Here is a 20194-nt window from a genome sequence, read left to right as displayed (position 1 = left end):
CATGATGAACTATAACATTCGCGGTGAAAATATTGAAGTGACTCCGGCTATTCGTGAGTATGTAGAGAAAAAGATCAGTAAGCTCGAGCGCTATTTCACCGAAACTCCTAATGCGAATGTGCACGTGAACTTAAAAACGTACAATAACACAAACGCAAAAGTAGAAGTGACGATCCCGATGAAAAATCTCGTTCTTCGCGCAGAGGAACGTAATCCGGATCTATATGCAGCTGTTGATTTAATTACAGATAAACTAGAACGCCAGATTCGCAAACATAAAACGAAAGTAAACCGCAAGTTCCGTGAAAAAGGCGAGCCGCAGGATTATTTCGCGGTGCAGGCTGACAGCGCGGCTGTAGAAGAAGAGCAGGACGATCTGCAGGTTGTCCGGACGAAACAAATTGACTTGAAGCCAATGGATTCAGAAGAAGCGGTTCTTCAAATGAATCTGCTGGGCCATAACTTCTTTATTTACACAGATGCTGAAACAGACGGCACAAATATTGTGTACAAACGAAGTGACGGCAAATATGGCTTAATTGAAACCAACTAATCTTTTTCTTATATATTAAGAAAACAGGCTGATAACATAATTTTCTTTTAAGGAACAAAGCGAGTGACCATACAGATTATGAGCATCGGAGCCGGCAGATACCAGCAGCCGAGCATGTATTAGCATCCTAGGAAGTCCGCAGAATACGCGGGCTTCTTTTTTGTAGGTGCGATTCATGATATGATAAAGAGCGTGACTTTGCACGAGGAGGAAAAAAGAACATGTCAATTGGACGAAATGATCCGTGCCTATGCGGCAGCGGAAGAAAATATAAAAAATGCTGCGGAAAAAGAGAAGGAGCGGCCATTGTACCGGTTTTGGTAGAAGAAGCAAGTGCGATTCAGCGGGAATTGATTGATTATGCAATGGAAAATCATTCAGCGATGCTGAAAAAAGAGTTTCAGCCGCTGCTTCGGTCAAATGAAACACTGCGTCAAAATGAACAGGTGTTTCTTGTAACATTTGAAATTTGGGCGATTTTAACCCGGACGATTAAAGAAAACGAGACGATTTTAACGAAATTTGTGAAACGTCGTGTACCGTCTATTTCACGTCAGCGCACAGCGGAAATTGTCTCTTCGTGGGTAGATTACCGCTTTATGACCGGAGTGATCGAATCATGCGACGGACCTGTCTACAAGGTGCGTGATATTTTAACAGACGAGGTTTATTCTGTACGGGCACTCCGAAGTGTTGATCTTGTCGGCGCGTTTGTGACCGGAGCACTGCTGCCGCATGAATCTGATTATACGTTTTTTATGACAGATTTCCATTTTGAAGCAGCACATGCAGAAGCGATGGCAGCTGCTGTCCGCAATATGTTTAATGAATCTGCTTTTGAAGATACGCAGGACTTTTTCATACATAACTTTGTCAGTGTAATGGATACATTGTTTGCCGTGTATGAAAAAGGGCATGCCGCTGTTGATCTGACGACATTGATGTGGGCAAAAGAAGCGCAAAAGGAAACAGCCGCACATATGGAAACTTCGTTTGAACAGGAGCAGTATGGGCAGCCTGTAGCCCAAATGGCCGTGCTTCTTTGGAATTACTACTGCTCAAAGGAAGATCCGGCAGTCCGGAAGCCGGAAGTCTTTACCGCTGCCATGATCGCTCTTCTTCAAGCGCACGAACTGCTTGATGTAAAAGAATCAAAGGCAGCGATCGCAAGCCGCTATGGTATTTCTGCTGCAACACTTTCAAAACGGCAGAAGGAAATGGAAGCTGTACTGGAAGAAAAATTGCAGGCAGCGGGAAGCGGGCAAAAATAAACCATATGAGTGTACGCTCACCTTCAGAAGTGGTACTATTAACTAGGAAAAATGCGAAGGTTTTGCCCTGTTGAACCTGAAAAGGAGCGTTTAAGATGGGTTTATTAAATAAAGTGTTTGATGCGAATAAAAAAGAAATAAAAAAACTTGAAAAAACAGCTGTAAAAGTGGAGGCGCTGGCGGGTGAAACAGCGGCGCTTTCCGATGCAGCGTTAAAAGATAAAACAGAAGAATTCAAACAGCGTTATCAAAAAGGCGAATCGCTTGATGACCTGCTTGTAGAAACGTTTGCTGTTGTACGGGAAGCCGCGAAACGTGTGCTTGGCCTTTATCCGTACCGTGTTCAGCTCATGGGGGGAGCCGCCCTTCATGATGGGAATATCTCTGAAATGAAAACCGGTGAAGGAAAAACGCTGACGGCCACAATGCCGGTTTACTTAAATGCGATTTCCGGCAAAGGCGTTCATGTTATTACCGTCAATGAATACCTGGCATCCCGCGATGCGGAAGAAATGGGCCGTCTTTACGAGTTTCTTGGCTTAACAGTCGGCTTGAATTTAAACAGCTTGTCGAAAGAGCAAAAAAAAGAAGCGTACGAGTGTGACATTACGTACGGAACAAACAACGAATTTGGCTTTGACTACCTGCGTGACAATATGGTGCTGTACAAAGAGCATAAAGTACAGCGTCCACTTCACTATGCGGTCATTGATGAAGTGGACTCTATCTTAATCGATGAGGCGCGGACACCGCTGATCATTTCCGGACAGGCAGCCAAATCAACGCAGCTGTACATCCATGCGTTTTCGTTCGTCCGTACGCTGAAGGAAGAAGAAGACTTCACGGTTGATATTAAAACGAAAAGCGTGCTGTTAACCGAAGAAGGAATGACGAAAGCGGAAAAAGCATTCGGCATTGAAAACTTGTTTGACTTGAAGCATGTCGGCTTAAACCACCATATCACACAGGCGTTAAAAGCGCGTGTGACGATGCATCGCGACGTAGATTACGTTGTGCAGGATGGGGAAGTGGTCATCGTTGACCAGTTTACCGGCCGCTTAATGAAAGGGCGCCGCTATTCTGACGGGCTTCATCAAGCCATTGAAGCAAAAGAGGGCGTTCAAATTCAAAATGAAAGCATGACGATGGCGACGATTACATTCCAGAACTTCTTCCGGATGTATGAAAAGCTTTCCGGCATGACGGGTACGGCCCGCACGGAAGAAGAAGAATTTCGCAACATTTATAATATGCGCGTAGTGGCGATTCCGACAAACCGTCCAATTGCCCGTGATGACCGCGCCGATTTAATTTACGCAACGATGAACGGTAAATTTATGGCTGTTGTGGAAGATATCCATGAACGCTATCAGAAAAAACAGCCGGTTCTAGTCGGGACAGTGGCGATCGAAACATCTGAGCTTATTTCAGCCCACTTAACGAAAAGGGGCGTTCCGCACAACGTACTGAATGCGAAAAACCATGAGCGGGAAGCGGAAATCATCCAGGATGCCGGACAGCCGGGTGCTGTGACGATTGCGACTAACATGGCTGGACGCGGAACCGATATCAAACTCGGTGAAGGCGTCAAAGAGCTTGGCGGCCTGGCTGTTATTGGGACGGAGCGCCATGAATCACGCCGGATTGACAATCAGCTTCGCGGACGCTCCGGCCGTCAGGGCGACCCGGGTGTCACCCAGTTTTATCTGTCAATGGAAGATGAACTGATGCGCCGCTTCGGATCGGATAATATGAAGTCGATGATGGCCAAGCTTGGCATGGACGATACTCAGCCTATTCAAAGCAAGATGGTATCCCGGGCGGTTGAATCTGCGCAGAAACGAGTAGAAGGCAATAACTTTGACGCGCGGAAACGTCTTCTTGAATATGATGATGTATTGCGCCAGCAGCGTGAAATTATTTACAAGCAGCGTGATGAAGTGCTCGAAGCAGAAAACCTGCGCAGCATTCTGGAAGATATGGTGAACAAAACGATCGCGGCGACGATTGCGGCGCATGCGAACGATGAAGAAGCGGCCGAGCCGTATGACGCAGAAGGCATTGCCGACACGGTAAACGCGAACCTGCTTGAAGAGGGAGCGATATCAGCGGATGAACTTCGCGGCCAGGATCTGGATGCAATCAGCCGCATTATTTCCGACAAAGTTACGGAACGCTACAATGAGCGTGAAGCACAGCTTGGTGCCGAGCAAATGCGTGAATTTGAAAAAGTTGTACTGCTTCGCGCAGTCGATTCAAAATGGATCAACCATATTGATGCGATGGATCAGCTTCGCCAGGGGATTCACCTGCGTGCTTACGGACAGATTGATCCACTTCGCGAGTATCAAAACGAAGGCTTTGCCATGTTTGAGCAGATGATTGCTGCCATCAACGAAGAAGCAGCCAAGTATGTTATGAAAGCGGAAATCCGCAGCAACCTTGAGCGCCAGGAAGTAGCAAAAGGCCAGGCGGTTAATCCGAAAGAAGAAGAAGCACCGAAAAAGAAAAAGCCGCTCCGTAAAGCGCCGGAAATCGGACGCAATGAGCTGTGCCCATGCGGCAGCGGTAAAAAGTATAAAAACTGTCACGGACTTCAAGAGTAAAAAACAGGATGCGCAAAAACGAATCGCTTTTAAGGTGTGCAGCGGGCGGCAGCATTGAAGGCAGGCGTTTGGCAGCGGACTGGGTGCGGTTTTTTCCGCACCTGCACTCTTTTATTACATTAATTTAGAGGTGGACTAGATGGAACTATTTGAAATTCGCAACACGCTTGACAATTCAGCCGAGAAATTGGCGGACTTCAGGGGGTCTCTTTGACTTAGAAAACAAAGAGGCACGAATGGCAGAGCTTGAAGACCGTATGCTTGACCCTGATTTCTGGAATGACCAGCAGGGTGCACAGGCGGTTATTAATGAATCAAACGCGCTCAAAGAGCTTGTGAATGAATACAAAGATTTGGTGGAAACACAGGAAAATCTTGAAATGACCCACGAGCTGTTAAAAGAAGAGAACGATGCGGATTTGCATGAAGAGCTTGCGAATGAAACGAAAGAATTTCAAACGCGTCTTGACAATTTTGAGCTTCAGCTTTTGCTGAGCGAACAGCATGATAAAAACAATGCCATTTTAGAGCTTCACCCAGGTGCCGGCGGAACCGAGTCACAGGACTGGGCATCGCTTCTGCTGCGGATGTACACACGCTGGGCAGAAAAGCGCGGCTTTAAAGTGGAAACAATTGATTACCTGCCGGGCGATGAAGCCGGCGTTAAAAGTGTAACACTCCTTATTAAAGGCCATAATGCCTACGGTTATTTAAAAGCGGAAAAAGGCGTTCATCGCCTTGTACGGATTTCACCATTTGATTCATCAGGCCGCCGCCATACTTCTTTTGTATCGTGTGAAGTCATGCCGGAATTTAATGAGGAAATCGAAATCGAAATCCGGACAGAAGATTTGAAAATCGATACGTACCGGGCAAGCGGCGCCGGCGGTCAGCACATCAATACAACGGATTCGGCTGTTCGGATTACCCACATCCCGACAGGCGTTGTGGTCACGTGCCAGACAGAGCGTTCGCAAATTAAAAACCGTGAGCATGCAATGAAAATGCTCAAAGGGAAATTGTACCAGCGCCGCTTAGAGGAGCAGGAAGCAGAGCTTGCTGAAATCCGCGGTGAACAAAAAGAAATCGGCTGGGGAAGCCAGATTCGCTCGTATGTATTCCATCCGTATTCCATGGTAAAAGACCACCGGACAAGTGAGGAAACAGGAAACATCCAAGCGGTTATGGATGGCGATTTAGACGCATTTATTAATGCGTACCTTCGCTCCCGCCTGTAAAAAGAAAAAACCACCAAAACCCATGCGGTTCGGTGGTTTTTTTGTTAATTCGACTTTTTTTCGGCTTTTTCCGCCTGTTCCCAGTGGGAAAGAGACGGGTACGGGTCAAATGCCCATTCCATCCGGCCGTTATATTTGTACATCCCATAATGAAGATGAGGCGGGAACTTGCCGGCTGTGCCGGGCTTACCATAGCCGGAACTGCCGACGTAACCGACAACCGTGCCTGGTTTAACAATCATGCCTTCTTTTATTCCTTTTTCAAAGCCCGACAGATGGGCAAAATAATGGTACACATTATGGACATCCCGGATGCCGACCCGCCAGCCGCCATATTCATTCCATCCTTTTATTTCAATGATTCCGTATGTGGTGGCCCGCACCGGGACACCATAAGAAGCAAACAAATCGGTTCCTTCATGCATCCGGCGCCCGCCCCAGCCGCGTTTGTCCCCCCACGTGCTGCGGTAGCTGTAGTTATACCCTAAAGGAAGAGGGAAAGCATGGCCATCCAGCTCAATTGTATCGAAGTGGCGGTACAAAGCCGCAATCGTCATGATCTGTTTCACCGATGCATCTTTTTTATAATAATCCTTCAATGCCTTTTTAATATCCGATTCCAGATAGCCGTTTTTCGTTAACAGGGTCGCCATTGTAAACAACACATCATCCGGATCATTTGGATCGGCTTTTCCGTCCTGATCGCCATCAAGCCCGCGGCCGCCGAAAAAAGTAATCACGGCGGGTGTGGTTGTTTTTTTCAGCGGGTTCAGCCGTCCAGCCCAGGTGCTGCGCGGAAAATGAATGCTGATTGTGCCGGTTCGGTCAGGCAGGTCATCACGGACTGCTTGAATATTCCGCTCGAATTGGTCAACAGCGGCTAAATAATACCATGGCACCAGCGTCTGCCGCTCCATTTTTTCGTAATATGCTGCTCTTTCCTCTGTAACGCGCTGTTCCGCGGAAACAGGCATGGCGCTTAAAAAATAAAGGATGAGGCATGCCATCGGCAGCCGGCTCCACTTTGACATTTACACCCCTCCGTTTCTTTACAGCTATATCGTGCCCCAACTTTCTCTCCGTTTGTCCTGTTACTTCTTGGATGAATAAATATGGCTTTTTTTTGTCACGCTATCTCTGTTCAAGCAAAAAAATGTGACAGCAACAGAGAAGGACGTGACAACATGGCAGATCAAAAAAATTTAACACAAGAACAGACAGCGTATCAACAGCTGCAAAAAAAGAGGGAAGAGAAACGTCCGGTTGCACGAAACTGCCTGCATGCTTTTTTAGTCGGCGGTCTTATTTGTGTAGTCGGCCAGGCCATTCAATACTTTTATATTTTCTTTTTTAACTTTACGGAGCAGACAGCCGGGAACCCGACGGCCGGCACGATGATTTTTATTGCTATGCTCCTGACCGGGTTTGGGGTTTATGACCGGATAGGTCAATTTGCGGGAGCTGGCTCTGCTGTACCGCTGACCGGATTTGGCAACGCGGTGATTTCAGCTGCTATTGAGCATCGTTCTGAAGGATTTGTGCTTGGGGTCGGCGGCAATATGTTTAAACTGGCAGGATCGGTTATTTTATTCGGGGTGTTTTCAGCTTTTATCGTCGCCACTATTAAAATTTTATGGATTCAATGGGGTGGTTTGTGATGCAGATGGGACAGCGCACATGGGTATTTGACCAAAAACCGGTGATTGTGGCAACTGGAACCATAGGCGGTCCATTTGAAGGAAAAGGCCCGCTGGCGGATGATTTTGATATGCTGCACGAGGATTTATGGCTTGGGGAAGATTCTTATGAAAAAGCCCACCGGCTCTTGTTTGAGCAGGCGTGTGAAACCGCACTGGCAAAAGGAAGACGCCATAAAGAGCAGGTGCAGTATATTTTAGGAGGCGACTTAATTAACCAGATCACACCGACAAGCATGGCGAGCCGGTCGATTGGCGCGCCCTACCTTGGCTTGTTCAGCGCCTGTGCCACGTCCATGGAAGGACTGGCGCTGGGTGCGATGATTATCAATGCAGGCGGTGCGAATTATGTAATCGCCGGTGCTTCAAGCCATAACGCGGCTGTGGAAAAACAGTTTCGCTATCCAACGGAATACGGCGGTCAAAAGCCGCCGACGTCTCAATGGACCATAACGGGAGCAGGAGCAGCACTTTTAGGAAATGAAGGAAGCGGCCCGCGGGTGACTTCTGCAACGATTGGGAAAGTGATCGATATGGGCCTGACTGATCCATTTAATATGGGCGGTGCGATGGCTCCGGCCGCAGTCGATACCATTGAAGCGCATTTAAAAGACCGCGGCGTTGATCCTTCGTATTACGACTTAATTGTAACCGGTGATTTGGGCCGAATCGGCCATTCTGTTTCCATGGACTTATTCAAGAAAAATGGCACGCCTGTTAAGGAAGAGCAGTACAAAGACTGCGGCATTATGATTTACAACGAAAGCCAGCCGGTTTATTCAGGCGGCAGCGGCCCGGGCTGTTCAGCTGTAGTCGCGTACGGCCATTTATTGAACGAGATGAAAAAAGGAAAAATCAACCGTATGCTCGTTGTAGCAACCGGTGCCCTTTTATCGCCGCTTACGTACCAGCAGGGTGAATCCATTCCATGTATCGCCCACGCCGTATCGATTGAGGCCGAAGGGGAATGAAAGTAACAAGTGAAATGGATCAATGCCTGGCCAGCTTAAGAAGCATCCAGTCAAGCCTTTCGACACTTATCGTGCTGTCAAAGCGGGAAGAGTCTAAAGAGGAGCTGTATGAAGCTATTCTGGCTGTCAGGGAAGCAGCGGACGATGTACAAAAACGGTTAGAGACGTATTAAGAATGGCGAAAAAGGAGGTACAGCCATGCCGGATTGGTTAGATGTTACCTTTCGCGCCGTACTGTTTACAGCAGTGTTGTTTCTTATTACGAAAGTTTTGGGGAAAAAGCAGCTGGCCCAGCTGTCTTTCTTTGAATATGTAGCAGGCATCACCATCGGAAGTATTGGCGGAGAAGTGATTATGGGACTGGAACGAAATGTGGTCCACGGGGTGGTTGGTCTTGCTGTGTTTACGGTAATTCCCTTTTTAACGGGCTATATTTCATTGAAAAGTCGAAAGTTCCGCAGGTTTGTGGAGGGAAAAGGTGTCATTTTTATTAAAGAAGGAAAAATACTGGAAGAAAATTTAAAAAAAGAACGGTACACCATTGATGAACTTTCCGAACTTCTCCGGCAAAAAAATGTGTTTCAAGCCGCAGATGTAGAGTTTGCGGTACTGGAAGCATCAGGGGATTTAAGTGTCCTGCTAAAAAAAGAAAACCAGCCGTTAACACCTGCGATGCTGGGACTCTCGGTCCGCCCGGAAAAAGAACCGCAGACCGTCATTATGGATGGCCGTATTCTTGACGACCCGCTTGCCGCTCTCCGGTTAAATAGAGGCTGGCTTCATGAAGAACTCCAGAAGCAGGGAGTAACCGTTGATAACGTTTTTCTTGGACAAGTGGATTCAACTGGCCAGCTGACCGTTGATTTGTTTGACGACCGCCTTCAAGTTCCTCCAATAACGTAGCTGTAAGAAAGCCCCCGGTGTATCCACACGCCTGCCTTGATGAAAAGCAGGGAATAAAACTTGCTTTTTCGTCATAGGCTGCCGAGTTTGGTATACTTACGGTGAGTTTTTATCGAGAGAAGGGGGAACAAGGCAATGAAGTGGAAAAAGTCACTGCTGGCACTGATGCTTGGTTCATCTGTTGCACTGGCTGCATGCGGCGGCGGAGAAGATGCAGCGGTCGAAGAAACAGAAGAACAAACACCGTCCACAGATGAAGGAACAGGTGAAACAAGAGCTTCTGTTGGAGAAGAAGTGTATACGCAAAGCTGCTTAAGCTGCCATGGCGAAAATCTCGAAGGTGCATTTGGGCCGGAGCTGAGCAATATTGGGTCGAAGATGAGCAAAGAAGAAATTTTAAACGTGATTGAAAATGGGCAGGGGCAGATGCCGAAAAATGTAGTGGAAGGCGAAGAGGCGGAGGCAGTGGCTGCCTGGCTGGCTGAAAAAAGATAACACTAAATGCGGAACCGGCATATGCTGGTTCTTTTTTTGCATAAAATACTGGTTTTGCCTCATCCTACTGAAAAAAGGGGCGAGGCATTATGCCATTTTGGCGGCAGGATAAAGGCGGTGTATTTAAGAAATCAGCATCCGAAAACGCAGCCGCGATCACAGCACTGACTGACTCAAGTGATATCAAACAAAGAACATTCTCTTACGGTAAAGCACAAGGAATCCTTTTATATGTAGAAACGATGGTCGAAGCGGTCAAGGTTGAAAATCATGTTCTTCAGCCGTTAAAAGAAAATGGTTCAAAAAAGCCGGAAGCAGCCTTAACAGTGATCGAGTATGAAGAAGCGGCAGATCATAATGATGCATTAAGAGGGTTATTGAGAGGGAAGACCTTGCTGTTTATAGAAGGAAATCCAGCCTGTCTGCTTTGCCGAACAGAAAGAGACACGGGGCGCGCCATTAAAGAGCCTATGAATGAAAAAGTGGTACGAGGTGCTCATGACGGCTTTGTTGAAGACATTTCAGTTAATATCTTTTTGGTCCGCAAACGGGTTGAAAGTAAAAGGCTGACGGTTGAATATTTAGAAAAAGGAAACAGAGCCAATACTTCATTAGCCATTATGTATGAAAAAGACATTGCCAACCCGGAGCTTGTCCAAAGAATCAAAAAAAGGCTGGAATCTATTAATGCAGAGATTATCTACAATGCAGGCCAAATCGAAGAATTGATTGAAGATTCCACGACGTCCCCTTTTCCTCAGATGTTGAACACGGAAAGACCGGACCGGGTCGCGGCTAATTTACTGGAAGGGCGTATTGCCGTTTTCATAAATGGCGATCCAACCTGCTTGATCGCGCCGGTTTCCTTTTTTTCCTTTTACCAGTCTCCGGATGATTATACGTCACGGTCACTTGCCGGGTCTTTTTACCGGATGATTCGCTTGTTTTCCTTTTTCTTCGCGATTCTTCTACCGGCTTTTTATATTTCAGTGGTCAGCTTTCACTCCGAAATTGTGCCGAGGGATTTAATTTTGCAGCTAAAGGGCTCCGTGGAGCAAGTTCCATATCCGGCTTTAATGGAAGCTCTGTTTATGGAGCTGACCATTGAACTGATCCGGGAAGCGGGGATTCGGCTGCCGACGCCGATTGGACAGACAATCGGGATTGTCGGTGGTCTTGTTATCGGGGATGCGGTTGTAAGTGCAGGGCTCGTTTCGAACTTTACGATCATTATTGTAGCCTTAACTGCCATTTCTTCTTATGTAGTTCCCTCAATCGAAATGAACACAGCCATTCGCCTTCTTCGATTTCCTTTTATGGTGTCGGCATCCCTGTTTGGATTTTTCGGTATTGTGTTTGCGCTTATGATCCTCTTAATTCATTTGTGCAAGCTCAAGTCTCTTGGAATGCCGTATTTTTCACCGCTTGCGCCACTTCGAGTAAAGGATTTAAAGGACGTTTTTATAAGGAAAACGTGGTGGAAATTAACGAAGCGGCCATATGACAGCAAACCGCAGACGCTCAAAAGAGAAAGCAAAGGAAGACAGTGGGTGGAAAAATGAAAAGAGAAGCAAGCATTTCGACCTGGCAGCTCTTTTTTTTCCTGCTTCAAACGCAGGTAGGGGTAGGAATCTTAACTCTTCCATATGAAGTTCACCAAGCTGCCGGGAAAGATGGCTGGCTGTCCATTTTACTGGCTGGTTTTTTCATACAAACAGGGATCTTTATTATATGGATCCTGGCTTGTCGTTTTCCGGAAAAAACATTGGCTGATTTTTTACCGCTCCTTGTTGGACGCGTTTTAAGTATCATTATTATAGCTTTTTACACACTCTTTTTTTTCGTGGTTGCCAGCCAGGTTTTAGCGATTTTTCTTTCTATTACGGTAAAGTGGGCATTTCCACGTACGCCATCTATTGTTTTTGCAGTCATCATTACGGCTCTTACCATTTATTTGATTCAGGAAGATGTGCGCGTCATTGCGCGGTTTCACGTATTGATGTCTTTTTTGCTTCTCGGCGTGCTCCTGGTCTTTCTTTTAATGTGGAATCACTTAAACGTGTACTATTTGCTTCCGGTAGGTTCTTCGGGTTTTAAAGACATTTTGTCTGGTTCCCCAAAAGCTCTTTTTGCGTTGAACGGTATCGAAATTTTGCTCTGGCTTTTTCCGTTTACACAGGCGGAAAACAAAAAAAAATGGATAGCTGCTGCAGGAGCGAGCTTGGTTGTTACGGTCATTTATACATTGCTGGCGCTTTGTGCATTTGCTTATTTCAGCGCCGTTAAGTTAACACATGTACCAGAGCCGGTTCTTTATATGATTAAATCGATTGAACTCGGCATTGTGGAGCGGCTCGATCTTATTTTTCTTTCTATTTGGGCTGTGTTTTCCATTACTTCTTTTATGAGCTATTTGTATATAGCAGCAATGGGTGCCGCCAAAATGGTGAATGCGAAGCACCATAAGAAGTCTGTTTACGTTTTAGGCGTATTGATTGTACCGCTGGCTGTTTATACGAGTAATGCGGAGACCATTAAAATCCTCGGCAGCATCACTGGAAAAGCCGCTATTGCTTTTCTATTTGCTATTCCGTTGTTTTTGCTCCTTGTGGCTATTATCAGAAGAAAACGGGAGGGTACAGGATGAAAAAATGGTGGACGATCATTCCTCTTTCTCTGCTTTTAGCAGGCTGCTGGGATCAGAGGTCGGTTAAAGATCTGAATTTAATATTTGGCGTAGGCATCGACAGGGAAGAAGAAAACAATCTGACGCTGACGGTCGAAATTCCTCAAGAAAATCAAGGAACCACCAGTGGAGGGGGCGGGACCGAAGGGGCGACCCAGCAGGCTGCCCAAAGCTTAGTCATGTCGGAAAAAGGGCAGACAATTCGGGATGTGGCGTTTCAACTGGACCGGCGTATTGATGGCGCACTGGATATTTCAAAACTAAGTGTATTAATGGTCGGAAAAGAAAGTGCGCAGCACGATTTATACGCTCTGCTGGACGCTTATTTTCGTAACCCTATTAGTCCCTTGAACGCCAAACTTGTAGTCGTAGACGGGCGGGCGGATGAATTTTTCCAGAAGGATTTCAAGGGACAGACGCTTTACAGCGATTATTTTTTTAAGCTAATTGAAACAGCTGAACAGGAATCAGCTATTCCCGTCACAAATATGCAACTGGCCTGCAATCTTCTTCTAGATGAGGGAAGCGATGCTGTGATTCCTCTTATCTCTTATAATGAAGAGCAGAGGGCAGCTGAGATAAACGGAAGCGCCCTATTTAACGGGCGTTCGATGAGCGGAGAGCTGACCACCGAAGAAGCCTCTGCATTTTTGATCATGGATAATCAAACACAACAGGAACTGCCGCTTACATTCCGTGTAAAGGGAGAAGAGGATATCTCAGTCACGCTTATAGATTCAAAAGCAAAGCTGAAAGTGAGTGTGCCAAAAAATGGAAGCCCGGCGGCAACTGTGTCTGTAGATATGAAGGTGCAGGCAATCGAGTATCCTCCTCAGGGCTTAAATAAAAAAAAGGTGACGAAAACCTTAGACCAGCAGCTGACAGAAGAAGCGCAAAAACTCCTTCAGCAAACCGTTCAAAAAATGCAGGAGGCCAATTCGGACGCGTTAGGCATTGGACGAAGAATTATTGCGAAAGATCCAGACACCTTCAAAAAACTCGACTGGGGAGAAGTATACCCCGATATGGATATAAAAGTTGAGACAAAAGTAAAAATTGAAAGAACCGGGGCGATCTTTTAATATATACAATTCCACTCTATTATCTTTCAGATACCTAAAGCGCTTATTGGATAAGCGCTTTTTTTGCTGTGTTTCTGTCGAAAAATGTTACAAAAGGAAACGAATCTGTAACATATTCTTTTCATTATGACAAAACAAACAGTGCTATAATGTTTTGTGGACAGGCGGAGAGGGTACATAAACCGCCCGAATTAACGAAACCAGGTGATGAAATGATTGACATGAAAGGCGTGACGAAAAAATACCCAAATGGGGTCACAGCGCTGTCAAGCGTTGACGTCACAATTAAGCAAGGCGAATTTGTTTACATCGTCGGTCCGAGCGGTGCCGGAAAATCGACGTTTATTAAATTAATCTACCGCGAAGAAAAGCCGACCGGCGGAACCGTAACAGTCGGCGGGGTAAACATTGCAACCTTAAAGCGGCGGTCGGTGCCGGCGCTGCGCCGCAAAGTCGGCGTTGTCTTTCAGGACTTTAAGCTGCTTCCGCTTCTTACTGTATACGAAAATGTGGCATTTGCGCTTGAAGTAATTGAAGAAGAGCCGGCTGTCATCCGGAAGAGAGTGATGGAAGTGCTCGATTTAGTCGGGCTGAAGCATAAAGCGCGCATGCTGCCGACTGAACTGTCCGGCGGGGAACAGCAACGGGTGGCCGTTGCCCGTTCGATCGTCAATAATCCGAAGGTGGTCATAGCGGATGAGCCAACCGGGAATCTTGATCCGGATACATCCTGGGATATTATGCGCCTTTTTGAGAGAATTAACGAGCGCGGCACGACAATCGTAATGGCAACGCACAATAAAGATATCGTTAATACGCTTCGGCGCCGGGTAATTGCGATTGAAAACGGACGGATTGTCCGTGATGAACAGCGGGGTGATTATGGTTATGAAGCCTAGAACCCTGCGCCGCCATTTCAGGGAAAGCTTTAAGAATCTCCGGCGGAACGGCTGGATGACGTTTGCCGCTGTTTCAGCGGTTACAGTGACGCTTTTGTTAACCGGTATTTTTCTGGCGATTATGCTGAATTTAAATAAAGCGGGAACGGATATTGAAAATGATGTTGAAGTTCGTGTTCATATAAAGCTTGATACGACAGAAGCTGAAAAAGAGCAATTAAAGAAACAGATTAGCAGTCTGCCGGAAGTTGAGAGTATTGCGTATTCGTCCAAGGAGCAGGAACTGCAAAACTTGATTAAAGATATGGGTAATGATTATGCGCTTTTTGAACAAAGCAATCCGCTGTATGATGTTTATATTGTAAAAACAGCGCGTCCGCAGGATACACCGGATGTAGCACGGAAAATCGAGCAATTTGCCCAAACAGAAAAAGCGGTATATGGAGAAGAGGAAGTGAAAAACCTGTTCAGCTTTATGAAAACAGCGCGCAATATCGGTGCTGTCCTCGTAGCAGGCCTTCTGTTTACTGCGATGTTTTTAATCTCCAATACAATTAAAATTACTATTTTTGCCCGTCGGAAAGAAATTGAGATTATGAAACTTGTTGGAGCGACAAACTGGTTTATCCGCTGGCCGTTTCTGTTAGAAGGATTGTGGATCGGCCTGCTTGGCTCCATTCTTCCGATCGCAGCGATTGCAGTTGGATACTATTATGTGGAGCAGGCCCTTTCTGCAAAACTCGCAGCTCAGCTGGTAGATTTTATCGGCTATCTTCCACTCGTTTTACCGGTTACGGCACTCATGCTGGTGATGGCTGTGTTTATCGGCATATGGGGCAGCTTCCTTTCCGTCAGACGGTTTTTGAAAATATAAAACAAGCATACAGGGATGAGAGGGGTCAATTCGTTGAAAAGAAAATCGTACGTGGCGCTTGCGGTGGCGGCGTCCATTGGATTCAGTTTTACGGGAGGTGCTTCAGCAGAAAGCTTATCTGATTTGCAAAAGCGCCAGCAGCAAATTGAGTCACAAAAATCCGGTCTTGAACAAAATATCAATGAAAAAGAGAAAGCCATTTCCAATCTTCAGAAGGAGCAGGACAGTATAAACGCGGAAATCCGTAAGCTGGATGGGGCGATTACAGATTCCGAGTCAAAGATCCGGGCGAAAGAGCAGGAAATTGCCGGTACAAAAGCAGAAATTGAGCGCTTGCGGGCGGAAATCGAAGAGTTAAAGGTTCGCATTACCGAGCGTACAAAAGTATTAGAAGACCGTGCCCGCTCCATTCAGCAAAGCGGCGGATCGGCCAGCTACATGGAAGTACTGCTTGGAGCAGAAAGCTTCAGCGACTTTGTCAGCCGTGCAACAGCTGTTACAGCGCTTGTCAATGCAGATAAAGAGATTTTGCAGGAGCAGGAGCGGGACAAAAAACAGCTTGAAGCCAGTGAGCAAAAAGTAAAAGAAGAGCTTGCAAGCCTGGAAAACATGCTGGCAGACTTGCAAACAATGAAAGCCAAGCTGGAAAAACAGCGTGCAGCGAAAAATGAAGTGATGAAAGGCCTTGTTGCGGATGAGCATGAAGCGCATGAGCAAAAGCTCAGCCTTGAAGAAGAACAAAGCCTGCTAAGTGCGCAGGAAGCTTCGATTCAAGCAGCCATCAAAGCAGAGCAAGACCGTATTGCCGAGCAGAAACGTCTAGCGGAAGAAGCGGCGAAAAAGAAAGCGGAGCAGGAAGCCGCCGCAGCGGCAGCAAAAGCAAGAGCAGCTGCTTCAAAAGCCGCCGCTTCTGCTTCTTCGTCAGCACCGGCTGCTCAAGAACAGCCATCTGCTCCAGCAGCAGAGCCAAAGCAGGAGGTTCGTTCCGCAGCCACTCCGGCTGATGCAGGAGGCATGTTTATGCGTCCGGCTGAGGGAACCTTTACGTCAGGATACGGCATCCGTTCACTTGGCGACCATAAAGGTGTAGATATTGCGAACAGCGAAAGTGTGCCGATTGTAGCCGCTGCAGACGGCGTAGTGAGCCGCTCTTATTATTCAGATTCGTATGGAAATGCGATTTTTATCTCGCATTCTATCAATGGACAAGTTTATACAACCGTTTATGCGCATTTGTCTGAGCGTGTTGTACAAGGCGGCAGCGTATCAAAAGGCCAGGTGATTGGCTACATGGGTAACACAGGCCGTTCCTACGGACAGCATCTTCATTTCGAAATTCATAAAGGCCCTTGGACATTGGGTAAAGAAAACGCTGTTGACCCGGCTCAATATATTGACCTGTAAGAAAAAGTGCTTGTCTTCCCTGCTCAAAAGCAGGAGGGGACGGGCACTTTTTTTTTGATCTAGGCGGCTTGCCCTTCCGGCTTCTTCCTTTGTGCATACGCTGTAAGTGTAATGGACAGGGAGGTGGAGAAACATGGGCGAATACAAAGAAAACGGGTACGGCAGCGGATTCGCGCTTGTAGTCGTATTGTTTATTCTACTTATCATCGTGGGCGCAGCATATGTTGGCTGGGGATTTTAATGCAGGAAAGCCGCTTTATAGCGGCTTTTTTTTGTTTTTCTGCTGTTTGCAGATAAGTAGCGGAAAACGGTCATATGATATGATGGAAGAAGTGGGGAATGATCAAAATCTGCTGGAGGAGACGCATATGCGCAAGAAGTGGCTAGGCATCGCACTGCTCATTCTTTTAATAGGGCTGGCCGGCTTTCGGTTGTATGAAGATCGTAAAGATGTAACGGATATCGGTGAAAAAGGGCTGGCCGTGACAAACGACAAAAACGGTATTGCAATCGGAGAGAAAGCACCAGACTTTCATTTGGAAACAATAGATGGGGAAAAGGTGAAGCTGTCGGATTACAAAGGGAAGAAAGTGTTTTTAAATTTTTGGGCAACATGGTGTCCCCCGTGTAAAGACGAAATGCCTCACATGCAGGCCTTTTATGAGGAAAAGCCGGACAATGTTGAGATACTGGCCGTTAATATAGAAGAAAGTTCGTCTAAAGCGGGGGAATTTGCCCATCAATACGATATCACGTTTCCTGTGCTGCTCGACGAAAGCGGTGCAGTAACAGAAGAGTATGATGTGTATACAATCCCTACTACATACGTGCTTGATGAAGAAGGCACGGTATCCCAAAAAATCGTTGGTCCGATGGACGAACCGATGATGAAAGAGCTAATCCGCTAATCCGCTCATGTGAGGGCGGATTGTTTTTGTGCAATTTTCGGAATATAATGGACAGATGAAAAGGAGTGGACAACAATGGATTCTTTTAACACAAAAGCATTACATGGCGAAAAGCTGCCGAAAAATATTCAAAGCAAGGTTACGCCGATTTACCAGACATCTGTGTTTGCATTCAACAGCTTGGAAGAAATGGAAGGCTATTATAATGGGGAATCCCCTTATCTGTATACACGTGTCGGCAATCCTAATGCAGATGAGCTGGCCAATATTACAGCACGTCTTGAAGGAGCACCAGAAGGAGTAGCAGCGTCATCTGGCCTTGGTGCGATTACAGCTGCAGTTCTGGCTGTGGCCAAAAGCGGCGATCACATTGTAGCCGCGCAGGATGTATATGGCGGCACGTTTTATGCGATGAAAGAAGAGCTGTCGCGTATGGGCATTGAAACTTCGTTTGTAGATTTTGAAGACCTGTCAGCTGTGGAAGCGGCCATCCGTCCGGAAACGGTTATGCTGTATACAGAATCAATCACAAACCCGTTTTTGCGTGTTGAGAATATAGCAGAAGTATCGGCTCTTGCCAAGAAAAAAGAACTTGTTTTAATGGTAGATAATACGTTTGCCACTCCGTTTTTAATCAAGCCTTACGAGTTAGGTGCAGATCTCGTGGTTCACTCAGCGACAAAATATATCGGCGGACACAGTGACGTGTCAGCAGGTGTTGTAGTTGGAAAGGAAGAATACATACAAGCAGCGAGAAGTCGTGTTGTGAACATTGGCATGAACTTAAGCCCGTTTGAATCATGGCTCGCATGCCGGGGAGCCAAAACGCTTGGCTTGCGGATGGAGCGCCAGGCTGCCAATGCAGAGAAAGTGGCAGACTGGCTCCGTACTCATTCAAAAGTAGAAAAAGTTTTTTATCCAAAAGGCGTATCTGAGCGGGGAAATGGAGCGATCGTTACGATTGACCTGGCGAAAGATACAGACGAATTTGCTTTTTTCCGCTCACTTGGCTGGATCGGGATTGTTCCGTCGCTTGCCGGTGTAGAAACATCTGTTTCATGGCCGTTTGGCACTTCCCACCGTTCACTTAATGCAGAAGAAAAAGCAGCCGTCGGTGTTTCTGAGAAAACCGTTCGTATTTCAATTGGTATTGAAGAAGCAGAAGACATTATCGGTCAGTTTGAAAAGGCGCTCAGCGAAGCTTGATGAAAAAGCGCCATAAGTCTGTTAACGATTGCAGAAGCTTTCTGATACAATAGAGAGAAAGACTTTTGTGCAACGCTCTGGAGGGACTTTTATGGCTTTGGACTGGCTCATGCAGCTCATTACGGCTGCAGGAAGATTATTGCTTCACCCTGTCTTTTATTTTTCATTTGTTCTGGCTTTTGTAGTCGGCATGTTTCGTGTTACGCGTGAACGCAAGGACTTCGGTACACGCGTATATGATATATATCAAGAAATCCGGTTTATTTTGCCATCGAGCCTGGCAGTAGGTCTCGTGCTGTCTATTATTTCTCTTGGCCTTGGCCTGGCTTTACCGGCTGACCTGCTCAGCTTTATGGCAGCGCTGTTTATTATCTTCAGTATTGGCGGCTTTTTTCTGCTGTCGCCTGCCTGGACCTTAACAGCTGCTTATGCTGTATTTATTCTGGCCGATTACGCGGGATATTCATTTATTTCCTATGAACCTTTGAAAATAGAAAGCATTTTATCTATTCTAGCCCTTATCACGGCACTTCTGGTAATAGCCGAAGGGGTGCTGATTCATAAGCGCGGTTATCAGGGAACGTCGCCGCGCCTGGAGATGAGTAAGCGCGGACAAAAAACGGCGGTTCATCTGGCGCGGCGCCTTTGGCTTGTTCCAGTATTTCTCCCGGTTCCGGGAGCCCGCCCGCTTGAATCATTTGCAAATTGGTGGCCGGTAATCCCGATTGGCGCCGAGCATTACTACCTGATCTTATTTCCGTTTCTAGTCGGCTTTTCAATGACTGTGCGCAGTACACTTCCAGCGCTGGCTGTACAGGCGACGGGTAAAAGTGTTATTTGGGCCGGTGCTCTGACATTGCTTATTGCGGCCGGTTCTTATTGGTTATGGCAGCTGTCCGCGGCCGCTGTTTTATTCGCAGCTATTGCGCGCATGGCAATTACCCGCCGGCATTTCAGCTATGAAAAGCACCGTCCGTACTTTTTTACAACCCAGCCGAAAGGAATCATGGTAGTGGGCGTTCTCCCGGGAGCGCCTGCTCGAAAGATGGGGCTGATGATTGGTGAAATTATCACAAAAGTAAACGGGATACCGGTAGGGACAGAAACAGAATTTTATAAAGCGCTGCAGAAAAATGCTGCTTATTGCAAGCTTGAAGTGATTGGCACAAACGGGCAGGTTCGATTTACGCAAGGCTCTATTTATGAAAATGAACACCATGAGCTTGGCCTGCTATTTGCGCCTGAAGAAAAAGAATATCTGGATGACTCCGTGTTTTCTGATTAAACGCCCTTTTCGAAGGGCGTTTTTATATTGCAAAAAAACAAATATATTATATAACACACATTGACTTATTATATCTGTTATAATACAATAAATATACAGCAACACATCAACCAAAA

General features: G+C 46.5%; 19 protein-coding genes and 1 pseudogene. 19 read left to right on the top strand and 1 reads right to left on the bottom strand.

Going from position 1 to position 20194, the window contains the following annotated elements; all coding sequences use genetic code 11:
- The first annotated feature begins 1 nt into the window (after position 1).
- From hpf to prfB, 4 genes are all read left to right on the top strand, one after another.
- Positions 2–553 (top strand): ribosome hibernation-promoting factor, HPF/YfiA family, encoded by a 552-nt coding sequence (gene hpf, locus L2D08_RS01220; protein ID WP_242231885.1) that lies wholly within the window; start codon positions 2–4, stop codon positions 551–553.
- A 221-nt stretch (positions 554–774) separates the two neighbouring features.
- Entirely contained in the window at positions 775–1824 is a 1050-nt protein-coding gene (locus tag L2D08_RS01215) for an SEC-C metal-binding domain-containing protein (RefSeq protein ID WP_242231884.1), read from the top strand.
- A gap of 95 nt (positions 1825–1919) precedes the next feature.
- A complete protein-coding gene (secA, locus tag L2D08_RS01210) occupies positions 1920–4430 on the top strand; it encodes a preprotein translocase subunit SecA (protein WP_242231883.1) in 2511 nt (836 codons plus the stop codon).
- Positions 4431–4569: 139 nt separating this feature from the next.
- Positions 4570–5668 (top strand): peptide chain release factor 2 gene (gene prfB / locus L2D08_RS01205; protein WP_242231882.1). Its coding sequence is split into 2 segments (ribosomal slippage): positions 4570–4641 and positions 4643–5668, totalling 1098 coding nucleotides; the frame shifts between segments, so codons are not numbered across the junction.
- A 44-nt stretch (positions 5669–5712) separates the two neighbouring features.
- Here prfB and L2D08_RS01200 read toward each other — a convergent pair.
- Positions 5713–6699 (bottom strand): M23 family metallopeptidase, encoded by a 987-nt coding sequence (locus L2D08_RS01200; RefSeq protein ID WP_242231881.1) that lies wholly within the window; start codon positions 6697–6699, stop codon positions 5713–5715.
- 153 nt (positions 6700–6852) lie between these two features.
- Here L2D08_RS01200 and spoVAC point away from each other — a divergent pair, with 153 nt between their 5' ends.
- The 15 genes and pseudogenes from spoVAC to L2D08_RS01125 all read left to right on the top strand — a co-directional run bounded on the left by spoVAC (position 6853) and on the right by L2D08_RS01125 (position 20078).
- Positions 6853–7326: a stage V sporulation protein AC gene (gene spoVAC / locus L2D08_RS01195; RefSeq protein ID WP_242231880.1), complete on the top strand. Its 474-nt coding sequence runs from the start codon at positions 6853–6855 to the stop codon at positions 7324–7326.
- On the top strand, positions 7326–8336 hold the full coding sequence (gene spoVAD, locus L2D08_RS01190; RefSeq protein ID WP_242231879.1) for a stage V sporulation protein AD: 1011 nt from the start codon (positions 7326–7328) through the stop codon (positions 8334–8336). Before spoVAC ends, spoVAD begins: the two co-directional genes overlap by 1 nt.
- Positions 8333–8509 (top strand): DUF1657 domain-containing protein, encoded by a 177-nt coding sequence (locus tag L2D08_RS01185; RefSeq protein ID WP_242231878.1) that lies wholly within the window; start codon positions 8333–8335, stop codon positions 8507–8509. Before spoVAD ends, L2D08_RS01185 begins: the two co-directional genes overlap by 4 nt.
- A 25-nt stretch (positions 8510–8534) precedes the next feature.
- A pseudogene (locus L2D08_RS01180) lies at positions 8535–9230 on the top strand (DUF421 domain-containing protein); the annotation flags it as partial.
- A gap of 144 nt (positions 9231–9374) precedes the next feature.
- The gene (gene cccB, locus L2D08_RS01175; RefSeq protein WP_242231877.1) at positions 9375–9734 is read left to right on the top strand and encodes a cytochrome c551; all 360 of its coding nucleotides are present in this window, start codon (positions 9375–9377) and stop codon (positions 9732–9734) included.
- 89 nt (positions 9735–9823) lie between these two features.
- Complete coding sequence (locus L2D08_RS01170; protein ID WP_242231876.1) at positions 9824–11296, top strand: spore germination protein; 1473 nt, start codon at positions 9824–9826, stop codon at positions 11294–11296.
- Positions 11293–12381, top strand: coding sequence for a GerAB/ArcD/ProY family transporter (locus L2D08_RS01165; RefSeq protein ID WP_242231875.1), 1089 nt, complete (start codon positions 11293–11295; stop codon positions 12379–12381). Before L2D08_RS01170 ends, L2D08_RS01165 begins: the two co-directional genes overlap by 4 nt.
- Complete coding sequence (locus tag L2D08_RS01160; protein ID WP_242231874.1) at positions 12378–13502, top strand: Ger(x)C family spore germination protein; 1125 nt, start codon at positions 12378–12380, stop codon at positions 13500–13502. Before L2D08_RS01165 ends, L2D08_RS01160 begins: the two co-directional genes overlap by 4 nt.
- A gap of 212 nt (positions 13503–13714) precedes the next feature.
- Complete coding sequence (gene ftsE / locus L2D08_RS01155; protein WP_242231873.1) at positions 13715–14401, top strand: cell division ATP-binding protein FtsE; 687 nt, start codon at positions 13715–13717, stop codon at positions 14399–14401.
- Positions 14391–15275 (top strand): permease-like cell division protein FtsX, encoded by an 885-nt coding sequence (gene ftsX / locus L2D08_RS01150; RefSeq protein WP_242231872.1) that lies wholly within the window; start codon positions 14391–14393, stop codon positions 15273–15275. The genes ftsE and ftsX overlap by 11 nt, the downstream gene beginning before the upstream one ends.
- Before the next feature lie 33 nt (positions 15276–15308).
- Positions 15309–16679, top strand: coding sequence for a murein hydrolase activator EnvC family protein (locus L2D08_RS01145; RefSeq protein WP_242231871.1), 1371 nt, complete (start codon positions 15309–15311; stop codon positions 16677–16679).
- 133 nt (positions 16680–16812) lie between these two features.
- Positions 16813–16920: a YjcZ family sporulation protein gene (locus L2D08_RS01140; protein ID WP_242231870.1), complete on the top strand. Its 108-nt coding sequence runs from the start codon at positions 16813–16815 to the stop codon at positions 16918–16920.
- A gap of 127 nt (positions 16921–17047) precedes the next feature.
- The gene (locus L2D08_RS01135) at positions 17048–17587 is read left to right on the top strand and encodes a redoxin domain-containing protein (protein ID WP_242231869.1); all 540 of its coding nucleotides are present in this window, start codon (positions 17048–17050) and stop codon (positions 17585–17587) included.
- Positions 17588–17662: 75 nt separating this feature from the next.
- Positions 17663–18793 carry a trans-sulfuration enzyme family protein gene (locus L2D08_RS01130; protein WP_242231868.1) on the top strand — a complete coding sequence of 377 codons (1131 nt, stop codon included), beginning with the start codon at positions 17663–17665 and terminating at the stop codon, positions 18791–18793.
- A gap of 91 nt (positions 18794–18884) precedes the next feature.
- Positions 18885–20078, top strand: a complete 1194-nt coding sequence (locus L2D08_RS01125) for a PDZ domain-containing protein (RefSeq protein WP_242231867.1) — start codon at positions 18885–18887, stop codon at positions 20076–20078.
- Positions 20079–20194: the final 116 nt, after the last annotated feature.

Source organism: Domibacillus sp. PGB-M46, assembly GCF_022668875.1.
GTDB lineage: Bacteria > Bacillota > Bacilli > Bacillales > Domibacillaceae > Domibacillus.
The sequence above is the reverse complement of the archived record's forward strand: the minus strand, read 5'-3'. Positions and strand labels throughout refer to the sequence as shown.